14 protein-coding genes are annotated in these 22,269 nt (G+C 67.8%); 11 read left to right on the top strand and 3 right to left on the bottom strand.

What is annotated here, in order from left to right:
- The first annotated feature begins 23 nt into the window (after nucleotides 1-23).
- The 4 genes from ACFVYS_RS05630 (at nucleotide 24) to ACFVYS_RS05615 (ending at nucleotide 6,118) form a co-directional block, all read left to right on the top strand.
- The gene (locus ACFVYS_RS05630; RefSeq protein WP_389499165.1) at nucleotides 24-1,679 is read left to right on the top strand and encodes an extracellular solute-binding protein; all 1,656 of its coding nucleotides are present in this window, start codon (nucleotides 24-26) and stop codon (nucleotides 1,677-1,679) included.
- Nucleotides 1,676-3,184, top strand: coding sequence for a xylan 1,4-beta-xylosidase (locus tag ACFVYS_RS05625; RefSeq protein ID WP_389499163.1), 1,509 nt, complete (start codon nucleotides 1,676-1,678; stop codon nucleotides 3,182-3,184). The genes ACFVYS_RS05630 and ACFVYS_RS05625 overlap by 4 nt, the downstream gene beginning before the upstream one ends.
- A 205-nt stretch (nucleotides 3,185-3,389) precedes the next feature.
- A complete protein-coding gene (locus tag ACFVYS_RS05620; protein WP_389499161.1) occupies nucleotides 3,390-4,076 on the top strand; it encodes a hypothetical protein in 687 nt (228 codons plus the stop codon).
- Complete coding sequence (locus ACFVYS_RS05615; RefSeq protein WP_389499160.1) at nucleotides 4,073-6,118, top strand: beta-galactosidase; 2,046 nt, start codon at nucleotides 4,073-4,075, stop codon at nucleotides 6,116-6,118. The genes ACFVYS_RS05620 and ACFVYS_RS05615 overlap by 4 nt, the downstream gene beginning before the upstream one ends.
- Here the strand turns inward: ACFVYS_RS05615 and ACFVYS_RS05610 are convergent.
- The 3 genes from ACFVYS_RS05610 to ACFVYS_RS05600 form a co-directional block, all read right to left on the bottom strand.
- A complete protein-coding gene (locus ACFVYS_RS05610) occupies nucleotides 6,112-8,181 on the bottom strand; it encodes an alpha-glucuronidase (protein WP_389499158.1) in 2,070 nt (689 codons plus the stop codon). The two genes, ACFVYS_RS05615 and ACFVYS_RS05610, sit on opposite strands and share 7 nt — an antisense overlap.
- Nucleotides 8,182-8,207: 26 nt before the next feature.
- Complete coding sequence (locus ACFVYS_RS05605) at nucleotides 8,208-8,732, bottom strand: hypothetical protein (protein WP_389499156.1); 525 nt, start codon at nucleotides 8,730-8,732, stop codon at nucleotides 8,208-8,210.
- Nucleotides 8,733-8,841: 109 nt separating this feature from the next.
- Nucleotides 8,842-12,729 (bottom strand): GH92 family glycosyl hydrolase, encoded by a 3,888-nt coding sequence (locus tag ACFVYS_RS05600; RefSeq protein WP_389499154.1) that lies wholly within the window; start codon nucleotides 12,727-12,729, stop codon nucleotides 8,842-8,844.
- Between the two features lie 399 nt (nucleotides 12,730-13,128).
- On the opposite strand from ACFVYS_RS05600, the gene ngcE reads away from it, so the two are divergent.
- From ngcE to ACFVYS_RS05565, 7 genes are all read left to right on the top strand, one after another.
- Nucleotides 13,129-14,592 carry an N-acetylglucosamine/diacetylchitobiose ABC transporter substrate-binding protein gene (gene ngcE / locus ACFVYS_RS05595; RefSeq protein ID WP_389499152.1) on the top strand — a complete coding sequence of 488 codons (1,464 nt, stop codon included), beginning with the start codon at nucleotides 13,129-13,131 and terminating at the stop codon, nucleotides 14,590-14,592.
- 45 nt (nucleotides 14,593-14,637) lie between these two features.
- Nucleotides 14,638-15,564 carry a carbohydrate ABC transporter permease gene (locus ACFVYS_RS05590; protein WP_389499150.1) on the top strand — a complete coding sequence of 309 codons (927 nt, stop codon included), beginning with the start codon at nucleotides 14,638-14,640 and terminating at the stop codon, nucleotides 15,562-15,564.
- Nucleotides 15,565-15,566: 2 nt separating this feature from the next.
- A complete protein-coding gene (locus ACFVYS_RS05585) occupies nucleotides 15,567-16,499 on the top strand; it encodes a carbohydrate ABC transporter permease (protein ID WP_389499148.1) in 933 nt (310 codons plus the stop codon).
- A gap of 877 nt (nucleotides 16,500-17,376) precedes the next feature.
- Complete coding sequence (locus ACFVYS_RS05580; RefSeq protein ID WP_389499146.1) at nucleotides 17,377-18,576, top strand: ROK family protein; 1,200 nt, start codon at nucleotides 17,377-17,379, stop codon at nucleotides 18,574-18,576.
- Nucleotides 18,577-18,698: 122 nt separating this feature from the next.
- A complete protein-coding gene (locus ACFVYS_RS05575; RefSeq protein WP_389499144.1) occupies nucleotides 18,699-19,799 on the top strand; it encodes a sugar ABC transporter substrate-binding protein in 1,101 nt (366 codons plus the stop codon).
- 296 nt (nucleotides 19,800-20,095) lie between these two features.
- Nucleotides 20,096-20,887: an ATP-binding cassette domain-containing protein gene (locus ACFVYS_RS05570; protein ID WP_389499142.1), complete on the top strand. Its 792-nt coding sequence runs from the start codon at nucleotides 20,096-20,098 to the stop codon at nucleotides 20,885-20,887.
- The gene (locus ACFVYS_RS05565) at nucleotides 20,884-22,239 is read left to right on the top strand and encodes a sugar ABC transporter permease (protein ID WP_389499140.1); all 1,356 of its coding nucleotides are present in this window, start codon (nucleotides 20,884-20,886) and stop codon (nucleotides 22,237-22,239) included. Before ACFVYS_RS05570 ends, ACFVYS_RS05565 begins: the two co-directional genes overlap by 4 nt.
- Nucleotides 22,240-22,269: the final 30 nt, after the last annotated feature.

Below are 22,269 nucleotides of genomic sequence, written 5' to 3'. Positions count from 1 at the left end.
TCTTACGGAACAAGGGAGTATCCGTGAAGAACGCCGGTCAGCTGTCCCGACGTCAGATCCTCACCGCCGCAGGATTCATCGGCCTCGCCACCCTCACCGGGTGCGGCAGCGGCGACGACGGAGAGGACTCCAAAGACCTCTCCAAGAAACAGAACGGCGCGATGAAGGAGTACCGGGCGGGCCAGCAGTTCAAGGCGTCGAAGGCGCTTTCCTTCTCGGTCCTGCACAACAACAACCCGGTCTACCCGTTGAAGGACAGCTGGCTGTTCTGGAAGGAACTCACCCAGCGCACCGGTATCACACTGAAACCCGTTGCCGTCCCGCTGAGCGATTACGAGAAGAAGCGCAGCGTCCTCATCGGCGCGGGCGACGCCCCGTTCCTGGTTCCCAAGACGTACCACCCGTCCGAGGTCGCCTTCGTCTCCTCGGGTGCGATCCTTCCGGTCAGCGAGTATGTGCACCTGATGCCCAACTTCCAGGACAAGGTCAGAAAATGGAAGCTGGAGCCGGAACTGGATTCCATCAGGCAGTCCGACGGCAAGTACTACCTTCTCCCCGGCCTGCACGAGAAGGCCAAGTCCGGCTACTCGCTGTCCCTGCGCACGGACGTCCTCGACAGGCTCGGCCTGAGCCTGCCCACCACGTGGGACGAGGTGTACGAGGTTTTCAAGGCGATCAAAGCCGAGTATCCCGATCGCTACCCGTTCACCGATCGCTGGAGCACCAACACCCCGTTCCCGGCAGCCGCGTTGCTCAGTTACCTCGGCCAGGCGTACGGCGTGAGGGCGGGCTGGACCTACGACAACATCAGTTTCGACGCGAAGGCCGGGGAGTTCGTCTTCACCGGTGCCACGGACGGCTACCGCCAGATGATCGAGTACCTGAGAAAGCTGGTCGCCGAGAAACTGATGGACCCGGAGAGCTTCACCCAGACAGATGACGACGCCGTGCAGAAGCTGCTGGGCGAGAAATCCTTCGCGATCAGCGCCAATCCACAGGAGCTGGTCCAGAACTACCGCTACAACCTGGAGAAGCAGGTCAGCGGAGCGAAGATCGAGATGGTACCGGTACCGCTGGGCCCGGCCGGTCCGGTGGTGTTGGGCGGCGCCCGGTTGGAAAACGGTGTCATGGTCTCCGCCAAGGCCCTCAAGAGCGACACCTTCGTCGCGATGATGCAGTTCGTCGACTGGCTGTGGTACTCGGACGAGGGCCAGCGTTTCGCCAAGTGGGGCGTCCAGGACGTCACCTACACCCGTGCGGGCGACCAGTACGAGCTGAAGCCGGGCATCACCCTCATGGGCTCGGACCCGGATGCCCCGAAGGACCTGCAAAAGGACTACGGCTTCTTCAACGGTGTCTTCACCTACGGCGGCAGCTGGGCGCTGGTCTCCTCATCCTTCAGCCCGGACGAGAAGAAGTTCCAGGACGCTATGGCCCGGCGCGAGCAACTGCCGATCGGCCCGGCCCACCCCTTGCAGTCCGTGGAGCAGGAGCAGGCATCGCTGTGGGACACGCCCCTGAGGGACCACGTCACCCAGAACACGCTCAAGTTCGTCATGGGCAAGCGCCCGTTGTCCGAATGGGACGACTATGTCACCGAGTTGAAGGCCAAGAACATGGATCAGCTGGTCGGCCTGCACAACAAGGCGCGTGAACGCTTCAGGAAGGAAAACGGGTGAGTGCGGCTCCCGCCGAGCCGACGGGTCGGCTCTCCGGGGCCTGGCGTTTCTGTGTGGGCACCGGCCGGATCGAACTCGCCCTGCGTCGCGACTACCAGGAGTCCCTCGCCCTGATCCAGCGCGAAATCGGTTTCCGACACATTCGCGGCCACGGCCTGCTCAGTGACGGTATGGGCGTGTACCGCCCGTACGACCATGAGGGAGCCCGCCGCACCCACCACTCCTTCACCTACGTCGACCAGGTCGTCGACGCCTTTCTGACGGCCGGCATCCGCCCCTTTCTCGAGCTCGGCTTCATGCCCGCAGAACTGGCCTCGGGAAGCCGGACCGTCTTCTGGTGGCAGGGCAATGTCACCCCGCCCCGCTCATACCGTGAGTGGGCCGACCTGGTGCGCTCCACCCTCGCTCACCTCGTCGACCGCTACGACCTCGACGAGGTTCGCACCTGGCCGATCGAGGTGTGGAACGAGCCGAACCTGCCCGACTTCTGGGAGGACGCGGACGAAAAGGCGTATCACCGCCTGTACGAGGTCACCGCGCACACGGTGAAGGAGGTGGACGCCGGCCTCCAGGTCGGGGGCCCGGCCATCTCCCCGGGCGCCGACGACTGGCTGAAGCGGTTCGCCGCGTTCGCGGAGCATCGGGACGTGCCCGTCGACTTCGTGTCTAAGCACGCCTACACCTCCGGCCCCGCGCAGCACGTGCCTTTCGGCGTCCACCAGACCCTGGCCCCGGCCTCCGGCCTGCTCGACCAGTTCGCCGCACCCCGGGCACTCCTCAAGGGAACCCGGCTGGCCGAGCTACCGGTGCACATCTCGGAGTTCAACTCCTCCTACCGCCCGGACAACCCGATCCACGACACCGCTTTCCACGCCGCTTACCTGGCGCCGGTCCTCGCCCACGGCGGTGACCTCGCCGACTCCTTCTCGTACTGGACCTTCAGCGACATGTTCGAGGAAGCCGGTGTTCCCACGGCCCTCTTCCACGGTGGGTTCGGGCTGCTCACCCACCGGCAGATCAAGAAACCGACGTACCACCTGTACGCGTTCATGGCGCGGATGGGCCCCGACCTGCTCGCGCGCGGCCACGACCACCTGGTCACCCGCCACCCCGACGGCCGGATCACGGTCCTGGCCTGGGCGCCCGTCGACCCGACAGGCGAGACCCCCGGCCCCGGGCGCCATGCGCTGCGGCTGTCCCTCCCGGTCGTGGCGTGTGAGGTCTTCGTCCGCCGGTCCACCGTCGACGACGAGCACGGAAACGCCTACACCGCCTGGCGGCACATGGGCAGCCCGCGTTCACCACGGTCCGGGCAGCTGGACATCCTGCACGAGGCCGCCGAACCCGCCCGAAGCCACCGGCGGCTGCCCACCCCGGAGGGCCGCGCCGAACTGGACCTCACCTTGTCCCGCCACGAGATCACCCTTGTCGAACTCACCCCGGTCACCGACGAGACCCCTCCCTGGTGGGACGAACGACGGCTGCTCGGCGGGCCGGCGGCATGAAAGCGGTAAGCCCTTCGACACCGCTTTCCACCCCCGCCGCGTGTCCGGTGAAACGACCTCATGAACCGCCACATGAGGGGTTTCTCCACCGGTTTCCCGCCCTGCCGTCGCCGACCACCCCGCAGCAGGGCCTCCCGGGCCGCGGGCCGAATGATTCCGGAACCGGTTACCCCCGCCGCAGCCCACCGACGGCAAGGAAAGCCTCATGAGCTCCGCGATCACCGCGGGTGGATTCGGCACCGGACCCCTGTCCCGAGCCGCCGCCCTCCTGCACACCCTCCTCACCGTCGAGGCCCTTCTCCTCGCGACGGCCGCCCCCGGACTGGTCGGCCTGCTCTTCCTGGGCCCCGAACCGGCGAACCTGCCCCTCGCCGCCTGCTGCCTGCTGCCGCTCGGCCCGGCCCTGTCCGCCGCGCTGTACGCCCTGCACCACCGCAGCCGCGACCTCACCGACCTCCACCCGGCCCGCTGCTACCTGCGTGGCTGGCGCCTCAACGCCTTCCCCGCGCTGAAGCTCTGGGCACCCCTGCTGGCCTGGCTCACCGTGATCGCGTTCACCCTCACCCACTTCGCCGCCACCGGCCTGCCCGGCTGGTGGGCGGTGCTCCTCGGGGTGATCGGCGTGGCCTCGCTCCTCTGGGGCGCCCACGCGCTCGTTCTCACCTCGCTGTTCGCCTTCCGCGCCCGTGACACCGGCCGCCTCGCCGCGTACTTCCTGCTCCGGCGGAGCCGCGCCACCCTCGCCGCGGCCTCCCTGCTCGTCCTGGTCGGCGCTCTGACCGCCCTGCTCACGGAAGCCCTGCCCGCCCTGCTGGCCGCGCCATTGCTGCTGTCCCTGCTGAGGTCGAGCGGCCCGGTGATCGTCGAGACCCAGGAGGACTTCACCGTATGACCGAGCCCGACACCGGAAACGACGGCCGTCTCCCGCGCACCGACAGGATCCCGTACGGCGGCGACTACAACCCCGAGCAGTGGCCGCAGGACGTCCGGGACGAGGACCACCGCCTGTTCACCCAGGCCGGTGTGGACACCCTCACCGTGGGCGTCTTCAGCTGGTCGCTCACCCAACCTGACGAAACCGTTTACGACTTCACGATCCTCGACGGCATCCTCGACCGCGCCGCCACCGAGGGGCGGCAGGTATGCCTCGCCACCGGAACCGCCGCCCTCCCGCCCTGGCTCGCGAAGAAATACCCCGAGGTGAACCGCACCGACTTCGAGGGCCGCCTGCACCGCTACGGTCAACGGCACAACTTCTGCCCCAGTTCACCCGAGTACCGTCGACTCGCCACGTCTCTGGCCGGCCGCCTCGCCGAACGGTACGCCCCACACCCGGCGTTGCTGGCCTGGCACATCAACAACGAGTACGGCGGAGCCTGTTACTGCGACCTGTGCGCCGAGGCCTTTCGTGGGTGGCTGCGCGAGCGGCACGGCGCGCTCGACGCGCTCAACGACGCATGGTGGACCACCTTTTGGTCGCACCGCTACACCGACTGGGACCAGATCGAGCCACCGAGCGCCCTCACCGAACACTGGCGCAGCCCCGACCACACCGCCTTCCAGGGCATCACCCTCGACTACCAGCGCTTCATGACGGAGGCCCTGCTCGGCTGCTTCACCGGCGAAAAGGAGGCGATCCGCGCCCACGACCCCGACACGCCCGTCACCACCAACCTCATGGGCACCTACCGTCCGCTCGACTACCACCGTTGGGCGCCCCACCTCGACTTCGCCTCCTGGGACAACTACCCGCCCCTCGACGCCCCGTCCACCCGCCCTGCCCTCGCCCACGACCTGATGCGCGGCCTCAAAGACGGTGCCCCCTTCTGGCTGATGGAGCAGACCCCGTCCACCACCGCCTGCCGCGACGTCAACCCCCTGCGCCGACCGGGCGAACTTCGCCTCGCCACCTGGCAGGCCATCGCCCACGGGGCGGACGCCGCCCTCTACTTTCAGCTGCGCGCCTCACGCGGCGCCTGCGAGAAGTACCACGGTGCGGTCATCGGCCACGCGGGCCGCGACGACACCCGCGTGTTCCGTGAAGTCGCCGCCCTCGGCAGGGAACTGGGCGAACTCGGAGCGACCACCCTGGGCGCCCGGACCCCGGCCCGCACCGCGCTCCTCTTCGACTGGGACAGCTGGTGGGCGCTGGAGATCTCCGACGGCCCCTCGCGACTGGTCCGTTACCCGGACGTCGTACACGCTTACTACCGAGCCGCCCGCGAGGCGGGAGCCGACGTCGATGTCGTGGCGGTGACCGCCGATCTCACGCCGTACGACGTGGTTCTCGTCCCGGTGCTCCACCTCGTCAAGGGAGATCTGGCGGAACGCCTGGAGGCGGTGGCCCGACGAGGCGGAACCGTCCTCGCCACTTTTCTCACCGCCCGCTCCGACGAACACGACCGCGCCTTCCTCACCGACGTCCCCGGGCCGCTGGCCCCTCTCATGGGTATCCGCGTCGACGAATGGGACGCCCGGCCCGCCGACGTCCAACAGCCGGTACAGCTGGGGGATTTGGCGGCGCAGGCCGGTCTCGTCTTCGAGCTCGTCCAGCTACGCGGCGCCGAACCGGTCGCCACCTACGGCGCCGACTTCTACGCCGGCACCCCGGCCGTCACCCGTCACCACTTCGGCGCTGGACAGGCCTGGTACGTGGCAACCTCCCTCGACCAGCCAGGCGTCGACCACGTCATCCGCCAGGTACTCGCCCGCCACGACCTGATCGGCCCCTACGCCGCCCACCACACCGTCGAGACCGCCACCCGCGTCACACTCGATGGAACCCGACTCTTCTTTCTCCTCAACCACGCTGCTGAGCCGGCCCCACTGCCCGCCCACACCGCCGTGACCGACCTCCTCACCGGCAAACGGCTGGAGCAGGGCGATGTGTTCACCCTGGACCCGCTGGGCGTGGCCGTCCTGCGGCTTCAGTAGATCGTGCGTCCCCGAGCGTCCGGGATGCCGGACTTCCGCAGGAAGTAGCTGTTGACCTGGTCCCGCCACTCGCGTGCGCCGCGCACCTGCTCCTCGTACCGTTCGGTCACGCGCGCGTGCCACGCCGGCTCCACCAGGTCCGCGAGGCCCGCCCACACCCGGCGGGCCTCCTCGGCTTCCTCCACGCCCTCGAAGTGCGTGTCGTAGATATGCTGCACAACCGTTTTCCCGCTCCTCAGCACATGCCCGTACGGCACATGGTGGAAGAACAGCAGAAGCTCGTCGGGACAGGAAGCGACCGACTCGTACAGCTCGGCCCAGGGCTTGGCGTACTGCGCCGCGTACCCCGTGCCGGTGGCCGCGCTCCGGTCGACGCCGATCCCGTCCCGGTCGGCGAAGTGGTATGTCCCCCACGGGCTGTACTCGTAGCCGTCGACACTCGGCCCGTAGTGATGGCCCGGCTGCACCATGAAGCCGACGCCGAGTGGCGCGGTGTACTTCTCGTACGTCCGCCAGGAGCCGTGCAGCACCGCCCGCAGCCCGGCGGCCAGCCGCTCCGAGGCAGAGGGGAAGGTGAGCGCGATCCACTCGTCCAGGATCCGACGCGGGTCGGCAGCGGGTTGCCAGGCCAGCCGGCCGAAGGTGTAGAGGTTCGCCTGTGCCAGCGGATGCCCGGTCCAGAACCGGTCGTCACCGACGTTGGTCACCGCCACCAACCCGCTCCCCGCCAACTCCCCGACAGTCGCGCGAAATTCGCCCTCCGGCCGGAAGCGCAGAGCCTCGCTCCACATGGGGCCCAGCCAACACACATGCCGTTGCTGCCCGGTGTACTCCTGAGTGGCCTGCACCTCCACAGCGACCCGGGTGCGCGGCAGGGCTCCCAGCACCGGCGAGACCGGCTCACGCACCTGGAAGTCCATCGGCCCATGCTTCACCTGGAGTACGGCGTTGTCGGCGAACTCTCCGTCCAGCGGGGCGAAATGGTCGTACGCGGCCCGGGCCCGGTCCGTCGAACGGTCCCGCCAGTCCTGGTGGTGGTCGTAAACGAACGCCCGCCAGTGGACGGTGCCGCCGTGCGGAGCGAGCGCCGCGGCCAGCATGTTCGCGCCGTCCGCATGGGAGCGGCCGTAGGTGAACGGGCCCGGCCGGCCCTCCGAATCGGCCTTCACCACGAACCCGCCGAAGTCGGGGATCGCGGAGTACACCTCCCGCACGGCCTCCGTCCACCAGCCGCGCACCGCCTCGTCCAGCGGGTCGGCGGTGGCCAGCCCGCCGAGCACCACCGGCGCGGCGAAGGTCACGGACAGATGGGTACGGATCCCGTAGCGACGCAACGCCTGCGCGATATGGGCGACTTGATCGATCCGGTCGGTCAGGAGGTGCGCCTCGGCCTCGTGCACGTTGACGTTGTTGACCGAGACGGCGTTGACCCCGCAGGCCGCGAGAAGCCTGGCGTACGCCCGTATCCGCTCCGACTCCTGCCGGGCCCGCCCGTCCTGCCAGAAGAGCGAGCCGCCCGCGTACCCGCGCTCCACCTGGCCCATCACCGGATGCACGGCCACGTTGTCCCAGTGGTCCAGCATCCGCAGCGCCGTCGACGGGCGGTGTGTCTCACGCGCTCGCGTGCCCCGGAAGGCGTCCTCACCGAGCCGCACGACATGGAACAGGCCGTACAACAAGCCGGGTTGACCGCTCGCCGTGACGATGGTGGCTCCGCCGGCGCGCTCAATGACGAACCCCTCTGCGCCGAGTTCACCGACATCGGCCGGGCCGCCGAGGCCACCGGCACCTCCGAGACCCGGACGGGTGTCGCCGGAGCCACCTGCCTCCGTCACCCGCAGCACGAGGTCGTACGAGGACGGGGCGTCCGGTTCGCCTCGGTCTCGCACGACCACCTCGCCGTCGAACAGAGCGCAGGCGTACGCCAGTTCACCGCGCACCGTGTCCACCAGTGGGCCCGAGCCGTCGACCAGCGTTCGCCGCCTTCCTACCGGCCGGAACGCCTCCGGTGGCAGCCAGGCGGGGTCGATCTCCTCGGGCAGGACGGGCACGGTGAGCGACATGGTCCCTCCGGTTGGTCCGGGCTTGCCTAGGCGACGGCCGACCCGGTGCCGCGCGCGGCGCCGATGAGGTCGGTGAGTGCCGCGTCGTCGTAGACGGAGATGTCGACGTAAGCGCCTTCCGGCAGGTCGAAGTCGATGACCTGGTAGTCCAGCACCGCTGTGGTGCCGGGCGGGCTGAAGGTGCCCAGGTTGTGGCTCACGCCGCCGGAGGTGTAGCCGACCTTGACGTAGTACGTGTCACCGTCGTTGGCGGTGTCGTACACCCACAGCTTCTCGTCGTTGGGGTGGAACTCCACCTTGCCGACGAACGCCCCCGAGTTGGTCAGCTCCATTTTGACGGCCTGGCCGCCGGCGTCGTTCGCGAAGTACGTGTTGTCGAACGGGTCGGTGAGGTTGCCGCCGCTGCACGGGCAGTTGTCGGTGTCGTAGTAGTAGGCGTGGAACACCGGGTTGGGGCTGTACGCCTGCGCCGGAGCCGCCGTCGCGAACAGGGCCCCCGCTCCCAGCGCCGCACCCGCGAGCAGTCCCGTGAACCGTCTGATGATGCTCATGTTCCGCTTTCCCCCTCCATGGCGGGCCGCCCGGTGTCCGCGGGTGGCCTGATCATTCTGGAAGACGGGTGACGCCCGGTACACCACGCCATCGCTGTTGGTTACCAGATCAGGACAACAACTCCACCTCGGCGAGGCTGACTTGATCCGCTTGGGCTCCGGTGGGCGCTTTGCTCGGCGAGCCCTCGGTGCCAATTCCTCCCGGGTCGCCCTGGGGGCCCGCCCCTCCCGTCTCGCCGTCGAGGACCAGCCGGTAGTGCGCGTAGGTGCCCGGTCGCTCGAGGGTGAAGACGCGGGTCTGGCGGTCCCACGGGAAGGTCTCGCCGGAGCGGCGGTCCAGGTCGGTCCACGTCAGGCCGTCTGCGGAACCCTGGAGTACCCAACTTGTCGGCGCCTGAGTGTGGTCGGCCGATGTGAGGGTGTACTGCACCGCTTTGGTGCCGGCGGGGACCGGTAGCGAGAGTGCGCCCGACACCGTTTCCCGCGTCGCCGACGTGTCGTCGAACAGCGCGCCCGCTCCCTTCAGCACGTCCGTGCGCGGCGCCGGTACCTTGTCGTCCTGCGTGATCGAAACCGGTGCCGCGTTCTTTCCGGACCCCCACGACGAGGGCCGCGGTCCCATGTCGAACTCCAGGACCCCACCCTTGGCGAGCAGTGTGTGGGGCAGCGACGTCGACGTCCAGGTACCGCCGTTGACCTTCAGGCCCTGGACGTAGATGTTCTTGGCACTGTTCTTCGGCGCCTTGACCACCAGGTCCTTGCCGTTCTCCAGGTGCACGGTCGCCTTGGTGAACAGCGGGGATCCGACGGCGTATTCGCCGCTTCCCATCACCAGCGGGTAGAAGCCGAGCGCGGAGAACAGGTACCAGGCCGACTGCTCGCCGTTGTCCTCGTCGCCGTGGTACCCCTGCCCGATGGAGCTGCCCGAGTAGAGCCGTGCGAGCACCTCGCGGGCCTTCGCCTGCGCCTTCCACGGCTGCCCGGCCGCGTCGTACATGTAGATCGCGTGGTGGGCGACCTGGTTGGAATGCCCGTACATGCCCATCCGCACGTCCCGCGCCTCCGTCATCTCATGGATGACGCCGCCGTACGAACCCACAAACTCCGGGGAAGCGGTTTCCGGGGTGGCGAAGTACGTGTCGAGCTTCTTCGCCAGACCGTCCCGGCCGCCGTACAGGTTGGCCAGGCCGCGACTGTCCTGCGGGGCGGTGAAGGCGTAGCCCCAGCCGTTGGTCTCGGTGTAGTCGTAACCCCACACCCGCGGGTCGTAGGTCTCCGACGGCACCCGCCAGTCGCCCTTCTCGTCCTTCCCCTGGAAGAACCCGGCCTTCGTGTCGAAGAGGTGCACATAGCCCTGCGCGCGGTTGAGGAAGTAGTCGGCTTCCTCCCGGTAGCGCTTCTCGCCGGTCTGCCGGTACAGGGCCTGGCCCATGCGGGCGATGCCGTAGTCGTTGAGATAGCCCTCCAGCGCCCACGACAGGCCCTCGTGCGTGGCCGTGCCGGTGTAACCGAGGAAGGGCGAGGTGGACATGCCCTTGCGGCCCACTCCCGACGCCGGGGGCACGACCGTCGCGTTCTTCAGGGCCGCCTCGTACGCCGCCTTGGCGTCGAAGCCGACTCCCTTGACGAACGCGTCCGCGAAGGCGACGTCGGACGAGGTACCGGTCATCAGGTCGGCGTACCCGGGCGAGGACCAGCGCGAGGTCCAGCCGCCGTCCTTGTACTGCTGGACGAAACCGTCGGTCAGCTCACCGGCCTGAGTGGGCGTCAGCAGCGAATAGGCCGGCCAGGTCGTCCGGTAGGTGTCCCAGAAACCGTTGTTCACGTACACCTTGCCGTCCACGATCTTCGCGCCGGTGTGCGTCGGGGTGTCCGGGCCCGGCATCGGCGAGAAGGACGACGCATACTGGTACGTCGAACCGACTTTCTCGAAACCGGAGTTGGGATACAGGTAGAGCCGGTACAGGCTGGAGTACAGCGTGGTGAGCTGGTCCTGGCTCGCGCCCTCGGCCTCCACGGTGCCGAGGAGCTTGTCCCACTGCCGCTGCGCGCGCTGTTTGACCGTGTCGAAGCCGGTGTCCTGCGGGATCTCCTGGCGGAGGTTGTCGCGGGCCTGGTCGACACTGATGAGGGAGGTTGCCAGCCGCAGGGTGACCGTGCGGTCGGCACCCGCGTCGAAACGCAGGTAACCCTTTACCCCGCTCGATGAGCCATCCGTCACCGGAGCGTCGAACTCGCCGTACACGAACAGCCGGGTCGCTCCCGTCGACAGTCCCGACTTCACGTCCGAGTAACCGGTGACGACGCTGGCTTCCTTGTCCAGGGTCAACCCCGCCTGGTCGGTCACGTTGTCGAAGACGACGCTCGCGTCCGAGCCCGGGTAGGTGAAGCGCAGGGCGGCCGCGTGATCGGTCGGTGCCATCTCCGCTGTGAGACCGTTCTCGAAACGGACTCCGTAGTAGTACGGGCGGGCGGTCTCGTTCACGTGCCGGAAGGGCAGGGCCCGTGCCGTCCGCCCGGTGTCCGGGACGCCTGCGGCGGCCGACGGCATCATCTGGAAGGTCTGCCGGTCGCCCATCCACGGACTCGGCTCGTGACTCGCGCTGAACGCCTGGATCGTCGGCAGGTTGTCCGCGTTGTTGGCCCGCGCGTAGTCGTACAGCCAGCCGAGCGAGGACGCGTTGGTCACCGGCGTCCAGAAGTTGAAGCCGTGCGGCACGGCCGTGGCGGGAAACGTGTTTCCGCGAGAGAAGCTCCCGCTGGAGTTGGTGCCGCGGGTGGTCACCGCGTAGTCCGACAGATGCGCCTTCGCCGCCTCGGGGGCAGCGGTGCGCAGCGCGATGTCGTCCACCCAGCCCCTGAACCGGGCCGGCCCGCCGGGGGAGTCGTAGGCGAGGAGAATCCGGTCGACGGTCTTCCCGGCCGCCACCGTCCCGATCGCGGACACCACGTCGTTCCACTGGTTGATGTACAGCACCTTCGCGGCGCCCTGCCCGCGAGGCGACAACGGGAAGCCGTACTGATCGCTCGCCCCGAGCCCGCTCAGATACGTGCCGTCCGTGAAAGCAAGGTCCACGGAAACGTTTGTGGCGGCGTAGTCACGGTCGCCCTCCGCCATCCCGGGGAAGATCCGGTACGCCAGCTGTGTGCGGGTACCGACCCGGACATTCACGTCGAAAACCTTGTTGTACGAGTAGGCGTGCCCGGAAGCGGTGTGCCGACCGGCGTAACGCAGCGCACGGCGCCCGCTGAACCCGGCGCCCGCCTTCGCGGTCGGTGAGCCGCTCGGGCCCCGGTCGGCGACGGTGAGCATGTCCGGCGGGACGGGCCCGTCGCTGCCGCCCGTGCCGAACCGCACGTCGGCGAGCTGGAGGATCCCGGCACCGTGGTTGCGGGTGACCTCCAGCCGGAAGTGCCGATACTCGGCCGAGGCAGGGGCCGCGAGGGTGTACGTACGGGTCTGGAACCGTTCGGCGAAGGACTCCCCGGATCGGGTGTCCAGGGGTGTCCAGGCGGTGCCGTCCGCCGAGCCCGAGAGGGTCCAGTCGGCGGGGTCGCGCTCGGCCGAGTCGTTGGCCGAGGTAAGTGCGTAAGCGCTTACCCGCGCGGGCTCGGCGAGGTCGAACTCGACCCACCCGGTGGACGCGAACGCCAGCCACTTGGTGCTCGCCTCGCCGTCGACGAGGTTCTCCTTCACCTCGCCGCCGGCCGTGTTCTCCGCACTCGCCCGGACGTCCGTGACCCGGTCGGTCACATCGCCGGGAAGCCCGGCGCCGTAGCCGCCGTCCACCCCCGAGGCCCGCTTGCCGCCGCCCGGCGTGGTGTCGACGGTGCTCTGCCAGTCGGGCGCGTGTTCACCCGCCTCGAAGGAGGAGGCGAACCCCCGAGCCGGTACCGGCACCGGGGAGGGCAGTGCGACCGCCGTCCCCTGTGCGCCGACCGTCATGACCAGAGCAGCCGTGATCACGACCGCCCGCAACCGCCCCAACCGCTGCATGCGTGAGCACCCTCCCCGCGCCGGACAACGCCCCGGACAACGTTGTCCTCCTGGTTGCGCAGGAATCAGTAGGTGGCCAAGTGGACAGTGATGTCAAGGATGTTGATTGCGCCAGGCGAGGCTCATGTCATGCAATTTTCCGGCAAGGTGCCCACCGGCCGGTCATATTTCCGGGAGGTCTCAACTCGGAAAAGACCAATGGCCAACCTTGCATTCGATCTTGCTCCGCTGGCAAGAAGTGGACTATACCTGTCGGCGATTCACCGTCGAATCCGGCGATGCCGTCCGACCGCATGATCTGTCCGTCCGCATGATCCGTACGACCCTGCTTGACCTGACCGCGGTGCCGGGAAGGATCCGGTGCACCGCCTGAGTCCTGGAGAAGGCGAGGACTTGAGCATGGGATCCCACTCCGAGAACATCGGCTCCGACAAGAACGGCTCCGTAGGGGTCGGCCGCCGAGACCTGATCAAGAGATCCGCGGCGCTCGGCCTGATCTCCGTCCCCACGATGAGCTTTCTGTCCGCCTGCGCCAGCAGCGGCGGGGGCGAGGAGGACAAGGCCAAGGCCGGCAAGAAGACCGCGAAGAATCCCCTCGCGGTCAACGAAACCACCCAGATGGAATTCGTGCTGTTCGACGGCGGTTTCGGCAAGGAGTACGCCGAGGACGCGGTCAAGATCTACGAGAAGAGCTTCCCCGACGCGAAGGTGAAGTTCTCGTCCACCCAGAAGATCCAGTCGACCCTCCAGCCCCGCTTCAACCAGGGCACCCCGCCCGACCTCATCGACAACTCCGGTGCCGAGCAGATGGACATGGGCGTGCTGGTCGGCAAGAAACAGCTTGCCGACCTCACCCCGCTCCTGGACGCCGCGTCCTACGACGACCCGAACAAGAAGGTGCGCGACACCCTGCGGCCCGGCATCGTCGAGATGGGCCAGTTCGACGGCGACCCGGTCTGGATCATGTACTACGCCTACACCGTCTACGGCGTCTGGTACTCGCAGAAGGCACTGGACTCGCTCGACGCCACGTATCCCGAGACCTGGGACGAGATGCTCGCGGTCTGCGAGAAGGCCAAGAAGAAGGGCATCGCGGGCTGGACGTACGCGGGCAAATACCCGTACTACCTCCCCTTCGCGCTGTACCCGATGATCGGCAAGGTGGGTGGTCGCGAGGTCCTCGACGCCATCGACAACCTGGAGCCGAACGCCTGGAAACACCCGGCGGTAAAGGCTTGCTTCGACGCCTACTACGAGCTGTTCCAGAAGGGTTACGTCCTCAAGGGCACCCCGGGCCTGGACCACATCCAGTCGCAGACCGCGTGGGCCAAGGGCAAGGCGCTGTTCATCCCCAACGGCTCCTGGGTGGAGAACGAGTCGGCGAACGTCATCCCCGCCGACTTCGACCTGGCCGTCTCCGCGCCCACCGGAATCGACTCCTCCGACAAGATGCCCTTCGGCACCATCTGGGCCTCGGGCGGCGAGCCGTTCGTCGTACCGGCCAAGGCGAAGAACACGGCGGGAGGCATGGAACAGCTGCGCATCATGCTCAGCGAGGCGTCCTCCAAGAACTTCACCTCGAAGGTCAAGTCGCTGACCGCGTACAACGGCGGCACCGACGGCATCACCCTCACGCCCGGCCTCAAGTCGGGCGTGGCGGCGCTGGACAAGGCCGGCGAGAACGTGGTGAATCCACGACTTCAGGACTGGTACGTCCAGCTGCAGAAGGAGAAGATCGGGGTGTCCGGCCTCGGCGAGATGATGGCCGGCCGGCTCACTCCGGCGGAGGCGATCAAGAAGATCCAGGGCTACGCCGACGAGGCCGCGAAAGACACCTCGATCAAGCATTACAAGCACCAGTGACGGCGAGAATTGCGGCGAAGTATCCATAAAAGCACCGGAGTGGCGATGCAGCACGGCAAGTACCGGTTCATCGTGGGGTTCCTGGCGCTCCCCCTGGGACTGTACGCGCTCTTCGTGGTGTGGCCGTTCATCCAGTCCATCTACTACTCGTTCACGGACTGGACCGGCCTGAGCCCCGAATTCAAGATGGTCGGCCTGGACAATTACCGGAGGATGCTGGACGACGAGATCTTCTGGAAGTCCTTGCAGCACAGCTTGATGTTCGCGGTCGTGCTGCCGCTGGTGACGATCAGCCTGGCGCTGTTCTTCGCCTTCATGATCAATGTCGGTGGACGGCGAAGGAAGGGCGGCCCGGTGATCTCGGGCGTCCGGGGCTCTTCCTTCTACAAGATCGTGTATTTCTTTCCGCAGGTGCTGTCGATCGCCATCGTGGCGCTGCTGTTCGCCTTCGCCTACAACCCGGACAGCGGCGCGATCAACTCCTTCTTCCGGGGTACAGGGCTGGACGGCCTCCAGCCGCTGTGGCTCGGCGACCCGGATCTCGCGCTGTGGTGCGTGATGGCGGTGCTGGTCTGGTCCACGGTCGGTTTCTTCGTGGTCCTGTTCTCGGCGGGCATGGCCTCCATCCCGGCGGACCTGTACGAGGCCGCACTGCTGGACGGCGCGGGCCGGGCCGCGACGTTCTTCCGCATCACCCTGCCCCTGCTCTGGGACACCGTGCAGTCGGGCTGGGTCTACATGGGGATCCTCGCGCTCGGCGCCGAGTCGTTCGCGGTCGTGCAGATCATGACGACCGGGCCCGGCGGCCCCGACTACTCGACCACCGTCATGGTCCTGTACGTGTACCAGAAGGCCTTCCGTGACGGTCAGGCCGCCTACGCCACCACCATCGGCGTCGCCCTGCTCATCGTGACGCTGGCCTTCGCCGCGGTCGTGATGCGGCTGGGACGGCGCGAGCGGCTGGAGTACTGACGATGAAGACGACCGAAACCCCCGCGCCTCCGCCGGCCGAGTCCGGCTCGGCTGTCCCTGTCACGAAGGTCGACCTGGCCACCAAGAAACCGCCTACGAAGAAGAAAACGGAAGGAAACGTTCTCAACGCCTTTTCTCACGGCATCCTGGTCATTTGGGCGATCATGGTCGTACTGCCGTTGCTGTGGGCGGTGATGACGTCCTTCAAGGACGACAGCTCCATCTTCGGTTCACCCTGGTCGCTGCCGGACAAGCTGCACTTCGACAACTGGTCACGGGCCTGGACCGAGGCCAACATGAGCGACTACTTCCTCAACACCATCCTGGTGGTGGGCGGTTCACTCATCGGCACGCTGGTCCTCGGCTCCATGGCGGCCTACGTCCTCGCGCGTTTCGACTTCCCGGGAAACCGTTTCATCTACTACCTCTTCATCGGCGGCATGAGCTTCCCGATCATGCTGGCGCTGGTCCCGCTGTTCTACGTCGTGAACAACATGGGCCTGCTCAACTCCATCCACGGCCTGATCCTCGTCTACATCGCCTACTCGCTGCCGTTCACGGTGTTCTTTCTGACGGCCTTCTTCCGTACGCTGCCGACCTCGGTGGCGGAGGCGGCCTTCGTGGACGGCGCCTCGCACAGCCGTACGTTCTTCCAGATCATGGTGCCGATGGCCAAGCCGGGCCTGATCAGCGTCGGCATCTTCAACTTCCTGGGCCAGTGGAACCAGTACATGCTGCCCACGGTCCTCAACACCGATCCGGACAAACGCGTCCTCACCCAGGGACTGGTCCAACTGGCCGTCAGCCAGGGCTACAAGGGTGACTGGTCGGGGCTCTTCGCGGGCCTCGTGATGGCGATGCTGCCGGTGCTCGCCGCGTACATCGTCTTCCAGCGGCAGGTGGTGCAGGGGCTGACCGCGGGGGCGCTGAAGTAGAAGCGCCGAAGCAGGAGCGCGTCCGGGGGACGGCCGGCGCCCGCGTCGAGACACCCTCCAGGTCCGCGCGGGCGCCCGCTCCACGGAACCGTCACCGCACGCGCAGACCCGGCCAGACCCGCCCCCTATGGTTTGCTGCCGCCTGCCGCCTGCCGCCTGCCGCCTGCCGCCTGCCGCCTGCCGCCTGCCGCCTGCCGCCTGCCGCCTGCCGCCTGCCGTTGGCGTCATGCATGCCCTCACGAGGCGCGCCGCTCGCCTTTGTTGCCGGTCGTGCCCTCCGTCGGCCTTGCATCGCGGGCCCTCCGTCACCGGCCCTCGGCGGCCGGTCGCGCCTCCGTCGGCCTTCCTCGCCGTTCCCGCCTTCGGCGGTCGCCCGCCGCGGTCCCGACGCAACCCCGCGCCACTCGTACTCCTGGCCGGACGTCGACTCCCGCTCCGACTCTCCGGGTTCCGGCTCGGTGTGCGAGCTCGCTCACGACCGTGGAGGTGGGCCGCGTCATGCGGGGCCGGCAGCAAAAGATGAGACGAAACCGGCTTCGCCTTCATTACCTGGCCCCCGACGACCACCCTCGCACCCACCGTCCCGCACCCTCCCCGGGCGCTCACCCGGAGCCCACCCAGCGCTCACCCCACCTCGCCCCCTGTCACCACCCGTTCTCCAGCCGCCCCCGCCACGGTCGAGCCCCTGGTCGCCACGCCCCGCAGCCGCTCCGGTACGCCCCGCGATCCCGGCTCCGCCACCCTCCGTGTCTCTTCGCACGCATGCGGATACTGTTCAACCTCTTGACGGGAGGCGACCCGAACGGCTCAGCTTAGAGTTCACTAGTTGGACATAGACGGGGCCTCATCGAAGCGGTCCCGCGCGCAGGAGGTCGTCGTGGAGACTCCGGGGTCGCAGTCGTCGCTGCACCGAGCCAACCTGGAGCGAGTCGTACGCGCCGTGCGTCTGGCCGGGTCCCTCACACAAGCGGAGATCGCCCGGAGCACGGGTCTGTCCGCCGCGACCGTCTCCAACATCGTGCGTGAGCTGAAGGACGGCGGAACCGTCGAGGTGACGCCGACCTCGGCCGGCGGACGCAGGGCGCGCAGCGTCAGTCTGAGCGGCGACGCGGGCATCGTCATCGGGGTGGATTTCGGACATACGCACCTACGTGTCGCGGTGGGCAATCTGGCCCATCAGGTCCTGGCCGAGGAGTCCGAGCCACTGGATGTGGACGCGTCCTCGACGCAGGGCTTCGACCGGGCGGAACAGCTGGTCACCCGGCTGATCGAGGCCACCGGGGTGGACCGTACGAAGGTCGCGGGAGTCGGTCTCGGCGTGCCCGGGCCGATCGATCTGGAGTCCGGATCGCTCGGTTCGTCCGCCATTCTGCCCGGCTGGATCGGCACCAGACCCGCCGAGGAGATGAAGGACCGGCTCGGCGTACCCGTGCACGTGGACAACGACGCCAACCTGGGCGCCCTCGGCGAGATGGTCTGGGGCAGCGGCCGAGGCGTTCGTGATCTTGCTTACATCAAGGTCGCGAGCGGTGTCGGCGCCGGTCTGGTGATCGAGGGGAAGATCTACCGCGGCCCCGGCGGCACTGCCGGAGAAATCGGACATATTACACTTGACGAGTCCGGCCCCGTCTGCCGCTGTGGAAATCGCGGCTGCCTGGAGACCTTCGCGGCGGCGCGCTACGTGCTCCCGCTCCTCCAGTCCAGCCACGGCACGGATCTGACGATGGAAGGCGTCGTGCGGCTGGCGAGGGACGGTGATCCGGGCTGCCGTCGGGTGATCGCCGACGTCGGCCGACACATCGGCAGTGGAGTCGCCAATCTCTGCAACCTGCTGAACCCGAGCCGGGTGGTGCTGGGCGGTGATCTCGCCGAAGCCGGTGAGCTGGTGCTCGGGCCGATCAGGGAGTCTGTCGGCCGCTACGCGATCCCGAGTGCGGCGCGTCAACTTTCCGTTCTCCCAGGGGCGCTTGGGGGCCGCGCGGAGGTGCTCGGAGCGCTCGCTCTCGCACTCAGCGAGATGGGCGATTCGACCCTTTTGGACGGCACGCTGACCGCGGCGACCCCTGCCTTCACTTAGAGAACGAATGAGGCCGTTGCCATCTCGTTAAGTATTTACTTCTTGACGTCGAACTTGCGGCCGAGTTGACTTCGAGCCACCTCGGCCGCAGCGTTGCGGCCCTGTCAGGGAGGCACACCCCAATGAACGCAACGATGCGTAGAGTCGTGATCGGCGCCACCGCCGTGTCCATGGCGCTTTCGATTGCCGCGTGCGGCAAGGCGGGCGACGACAAGGACAGCGACTCCGGCAGCAGCAGCTCGGGCAGCAAGTCCATCGGCCTGCTGCTCCCCGACAGCGTCACCGCGCGGTACGAGAAGTTCGACAAGCCGTACTTCGACGCCAAGGTCAAGGCGCTCTGCTCCGACTGCAAGCTCGAGTACGCGAACGCCGCGGCCGACTCGGCCAAGCAGGCCCAGCAGGTCAGCAGCATGGTGACCAAGGGTGTCAAGGTCATCGTGATCTCCGCCCAGGACTCCGCCGCGATCAAGTCCTCGATCCAGTCCGCGGTGGACAAGGGCGTCAAGGTCGTCGCGTACGACCGCCTCGCCCAGGGCCCCGTCTCGGCCTACGTCTCCTTCGACAACGTCAAGGTCGGCGAGCTCCAGGGTCAGGCCCTGCTCGACTCCCTCGGCGCCAAGGCGACCCCCAAGGCCAAGGTCGTCATGATCAACGGTGACGACGCCGACCCGAACGCCGGCCAGTTCAAGGAGGGCGCGCACAAGGCCCTCGACGGCAAGGTCGACATCGCCTACGAGCAGTCCGGCCTCTGGAAGGACACGGTCGCCGCGCAGAAGATGTCCGCGGCCATCACCCAGCTCGGTGCCAAGAACATCGCGGGCGTCTACGCCGCCAACGACGGCATGGCCGGTGGCATCGCCAACACCCTCAAGGGTGCGAAGATCAGCGGCATCCCGCTGACCGGTCAGGACGCCGAGCTCGCGGGTATCCAGCGCATCGTCGCCGGCACCCAGTCCTCCACCGTCTACAAGGCCTTCAAGCCCGAGGCCGAGGCGGCCGCCGTGCTCGCCGTCGACCTGCTGGAGGGCAAGGACATCAAGGCCCTCGCCACCGAGACGCTGACCAGCGGCTCCGGCGACAAGGTCCCCTCGCAGCTGCTGACCCCGGTGTCGGTCACCAAGGCCAACATCAAGGACACGGTGATCAAGGACGGTCTGTACACCGTCGCGGACATCTGCACCGCCGAGTACGCCGCCGCCTGCAAGACCGCCGGTCTCCAGTAGCCCAGCCGGTCCACCCGTAGGCACCCGGTCCCGAGGGCCCCGCTCGCGTCGCATCTCGAGCCGGCCCTCGGGTCCCACCGACCGCTCAGCGGTCCCGTGAGACCTGTCCGACGCCTGCCCCACCTCACACCCCGCTGCCGGGGCGGGCGTCGGACGGAACCGTTGCCAAGCGCAGCGGCTTCACGCATGTTCATCTTGTAAACCTCGTACGTCGGCATCGCGTACCCGCCTGCCGCGTACATCCCTCCGCGCCTGTCCATAAGCGCGGCATCCCCGCCGGTCAGGCGGCGAAGGAGATGGTTCACGTGTCCGCTACGCCCGTGCTGGCGTTGCGCGGAGTCTCCAAGCGATTCGGTGCGGTGCAGGCACTCACCGACGTCGAACTGGAGGTCCACGCCGGAGAAGTGGTCGCCCTGGTGGGCGACAACGGCGCAGGAAAGTCCACCCTGGTCAAGACGATCGCGGGTGTCCACCCCATCGATGAGGGCGTCATCGAGTGGGAGGGGAAAGCGGTCAGCATCAACCGGCCGCACGACGCTCAGGGACTCGGCGTCGCGACCGTCTACCAGGACCTCGCACTGTGCGACAACCTCGACGTGGTCGGCAATCTCTACCTCGGACGCGAGCTGCTGCACCGGGGCGTCATCGACGAGGTGACGATGGAGAAGAACGCGCGGGAGCTGCTGTCCACGCTCTCCATCCGCATCCCGAGCGTCCGCATCCCGATCGCCAGCCTCTCCGGCGGTCAGCGCCAGGTCGTCGCCATCGCGCGCGCCCTGATCGGTGACCCGAAGGTCGTCATCCTCGACGAGCCCACCGCCGCCCTCGGTGTGGAGCAGACCGCGCAGGTCCTCGACCTTGTCGAGCGGCTGCGCGAGCGCAACCTCGGCGTCATCCTCATCAGCCACAACATGGCCGACGTCAAGGCGGTCGCGGACACCGTCGCCGTCCTGCGTCTGGGCAAGAACAACGGCTCCTTCCCCGTGAAGGACACCAGCCACGAAGAGATCATCGCCGCGATCACCGGGGCCACGGACAACGCCGTGACCCGTCGTGCGGGGCGTCGCACCGCGGAGGCGGCAAAGTGAGCGACACGTCGAAGACCGTGAAGAGCGACTCCTCGGAGCCCGGGAAGGTCGAGAAGACCGGGGGCGTCATCGAGGACCAGACCACCGTCGCGCCCGCCGACGACCCGACCGCCGCGCCGGTATCCGTCGTCGACCCGCGCCTGCTGGTGCGTGAAGAGGGCTTCAAGGGCTACCTCACCGAGTTCAAGCGCAAGGTGAAGGGTGGCGAGCTGGGCCAGATCCCCGTCGTCATCGGTCTGATCGTCATCTGGACGATCTTCCAGGCGAAGAACGACCTCTTCCTGAGCGCCGACAACCTCTCGAACATCAGCTACTTCATGTCGGCCACCGGCATGCTGGCCATCGGCCTGGTGTTCGTCCTGCTGCTCGGCGAGATCGACCTGTCGGTCGGTTCCGTCAGCGGCCTGGCGTCGACCCTGTTCGCGGTGTTCGTGGTGGACCACACCATGAACCCGTGGCTGTCGCTGGTGCTGACGATCATCACCGGTGCCGGTATCGGCGCCCTGCAAGGCTGGTTCTTCGCCAAGATCGGCGTACCGGCCTTCGTGGTCACCCTGGCCGGCTTCCTCGGCTGGAACGGTCTGATGCTGTGGCTGCTGGGCTCCAGCGGCACGATCAACATCCCGTCGGACTCCGGCCCGGTGCACCTGCTCGGCCAGAACTCCTTCTTCATGGACCAGGCCATCATCGGCGCCTACCTGCTGGCCGGTCTCGCGGTCGTGCTGACCGCCGTCGGCAACTTCGGCGAGCAGCGGCGCCGCCGGGCCGCCGGTGTGCCGTTCCGGCCGACCACGGAGATCCTGCTGCGCGTCGGTGCGCTGGCCGTCGCGTCCTTCCTGGCCGCGAGCGTGCTGAACAACGCGTCCGGTGTCTCCAACGCGCTGGTGATCTTCCTGGCGGCGCTGGTGATCGTCGACTTCGTGCTCCGTCGCACCACGTACGGCCGTAAGGTCTTCGCGGTCGGTGGCGGCATCGAGGCGGCCCGCCGTGCCGGTATCAGCGTGCCGATGGTCCGCATCACCGTGTTCGCCATCTCCGGTGGCTTCGCGGCGGTCGGCGGCATGTTCTTCGCGGGCCAGACGGCGTCCGCGACGCTGAACGCCGGTGGCGGCAACACCCTGATGCTCGCCATCGCGGCGGCCGTCATCGGTGGTACGAGCCTCTTCGGCGGCCGCGGCACGGTGTGGTCCGCGCTCCTGGGCATGCTGGTCATCCAGTCCATCCAGACCGGCCTCGACCTGCTGAACATGAACACCTCGATCCAGTACATGATCACCGGTGGTGTTCTGCTGGGCGCGGTCGTCATCGACTCCATCTCCCGCAAGAGCCAGAAGGCCGCCGGTCGCGGCTGACGCTCCTCGTGACCCTGTGCCCGGCATCCG

The sequence above is a fragment of the Streptomyces sp. NPDC058295 genome, assembly GCF_042880655.1.
GTDB lineage: Bacteria > Actinomycetota > Actinomycetes > Streptomycetales > Streptomycetaceae > Streptomyces > Streptomyces coriariae.
Note: the sequence above shows the minus strand (reverse complement) of the source record. Positions and strands in the feature narration are given on the sequence as shown.

Excerpts from the sequence above, each read along its gene's own strand:
- ACFVYS_RS05600 (WP_389499154.1), bottom strand. The coding sequence starts at position 12,729 with ATGCAGCGGTTGGGGCGGTTGCGGGCGGTCGTGATCACGGCTGCTCTG.
- ACFVYS_RS05615 (WP_389499160.1), top strand. The coding sequence starts at position 4,073 with ATGACCGAGCCCGACACCGGAAACGACGGCCGTCTCCCGCGCACCGAC.
- ACFVYS_RS05570 (WP_389499142.1), top strand. The coding sequence starts at position 20,096 with ATGGTTCACGTGTCCGCTACGCCCGTGCTGGCGTTGCGCGGAGTCTCC.
- ACFVYS_RS05610 (WP_389499158.1), bottom strand. The coding sequence starts at position 8,181 with ATGTCGCTCACCGTGCCCGTCCTGCCCGAGGAGATCGACCCCGCCTGG.
- ngcE (WP_389499152.1), top strand. The coding sequence starts at position 13,129 with ATGGGATCCCACTCCGAGAACATCGGCTCCGACAAGAACGGCTCCGTA.
- ACFVYS_RS05590 (WP_389499150.1), top strand. The coding sequence starts at position 14,638 with ATGCAGCACGGCAAGTACCGGTTCATCGTGGGGTTCCTGGCGCTCCCC.
- ACFVYS_RS05605 (WP_389499156.1), bottom strand. The coding sequence starts at position 8,732 with ATGAGCATCATCAGACGGTTCACGGGACTGCTCGCGGGTGCGGCGCTG.
- ACFVYS_RS05585 (WP_389499148.1), top strand. The coding sequence starts at position 15,567 with ATGAAGACGACCGAAACCCCCGCGCCTCCGCCGGCCGAGTCCGGCTCG.
- ACFVYS_RS05620 (WP_389499161.1), top strand. The coding sequence starts at position 3,390 with ATGAGCTCCGCGATCACCGCGGGTGGATTCGGCACCGGACCCCTGTCC.
- ACFVYS_RS05575 (WP_389499144.1), top strand. The coding sequence starts at position 18,699 with ATGAACGCAACGATGCGTAGAGTCGTGATCGGCGCCACCGCCGTGTCC.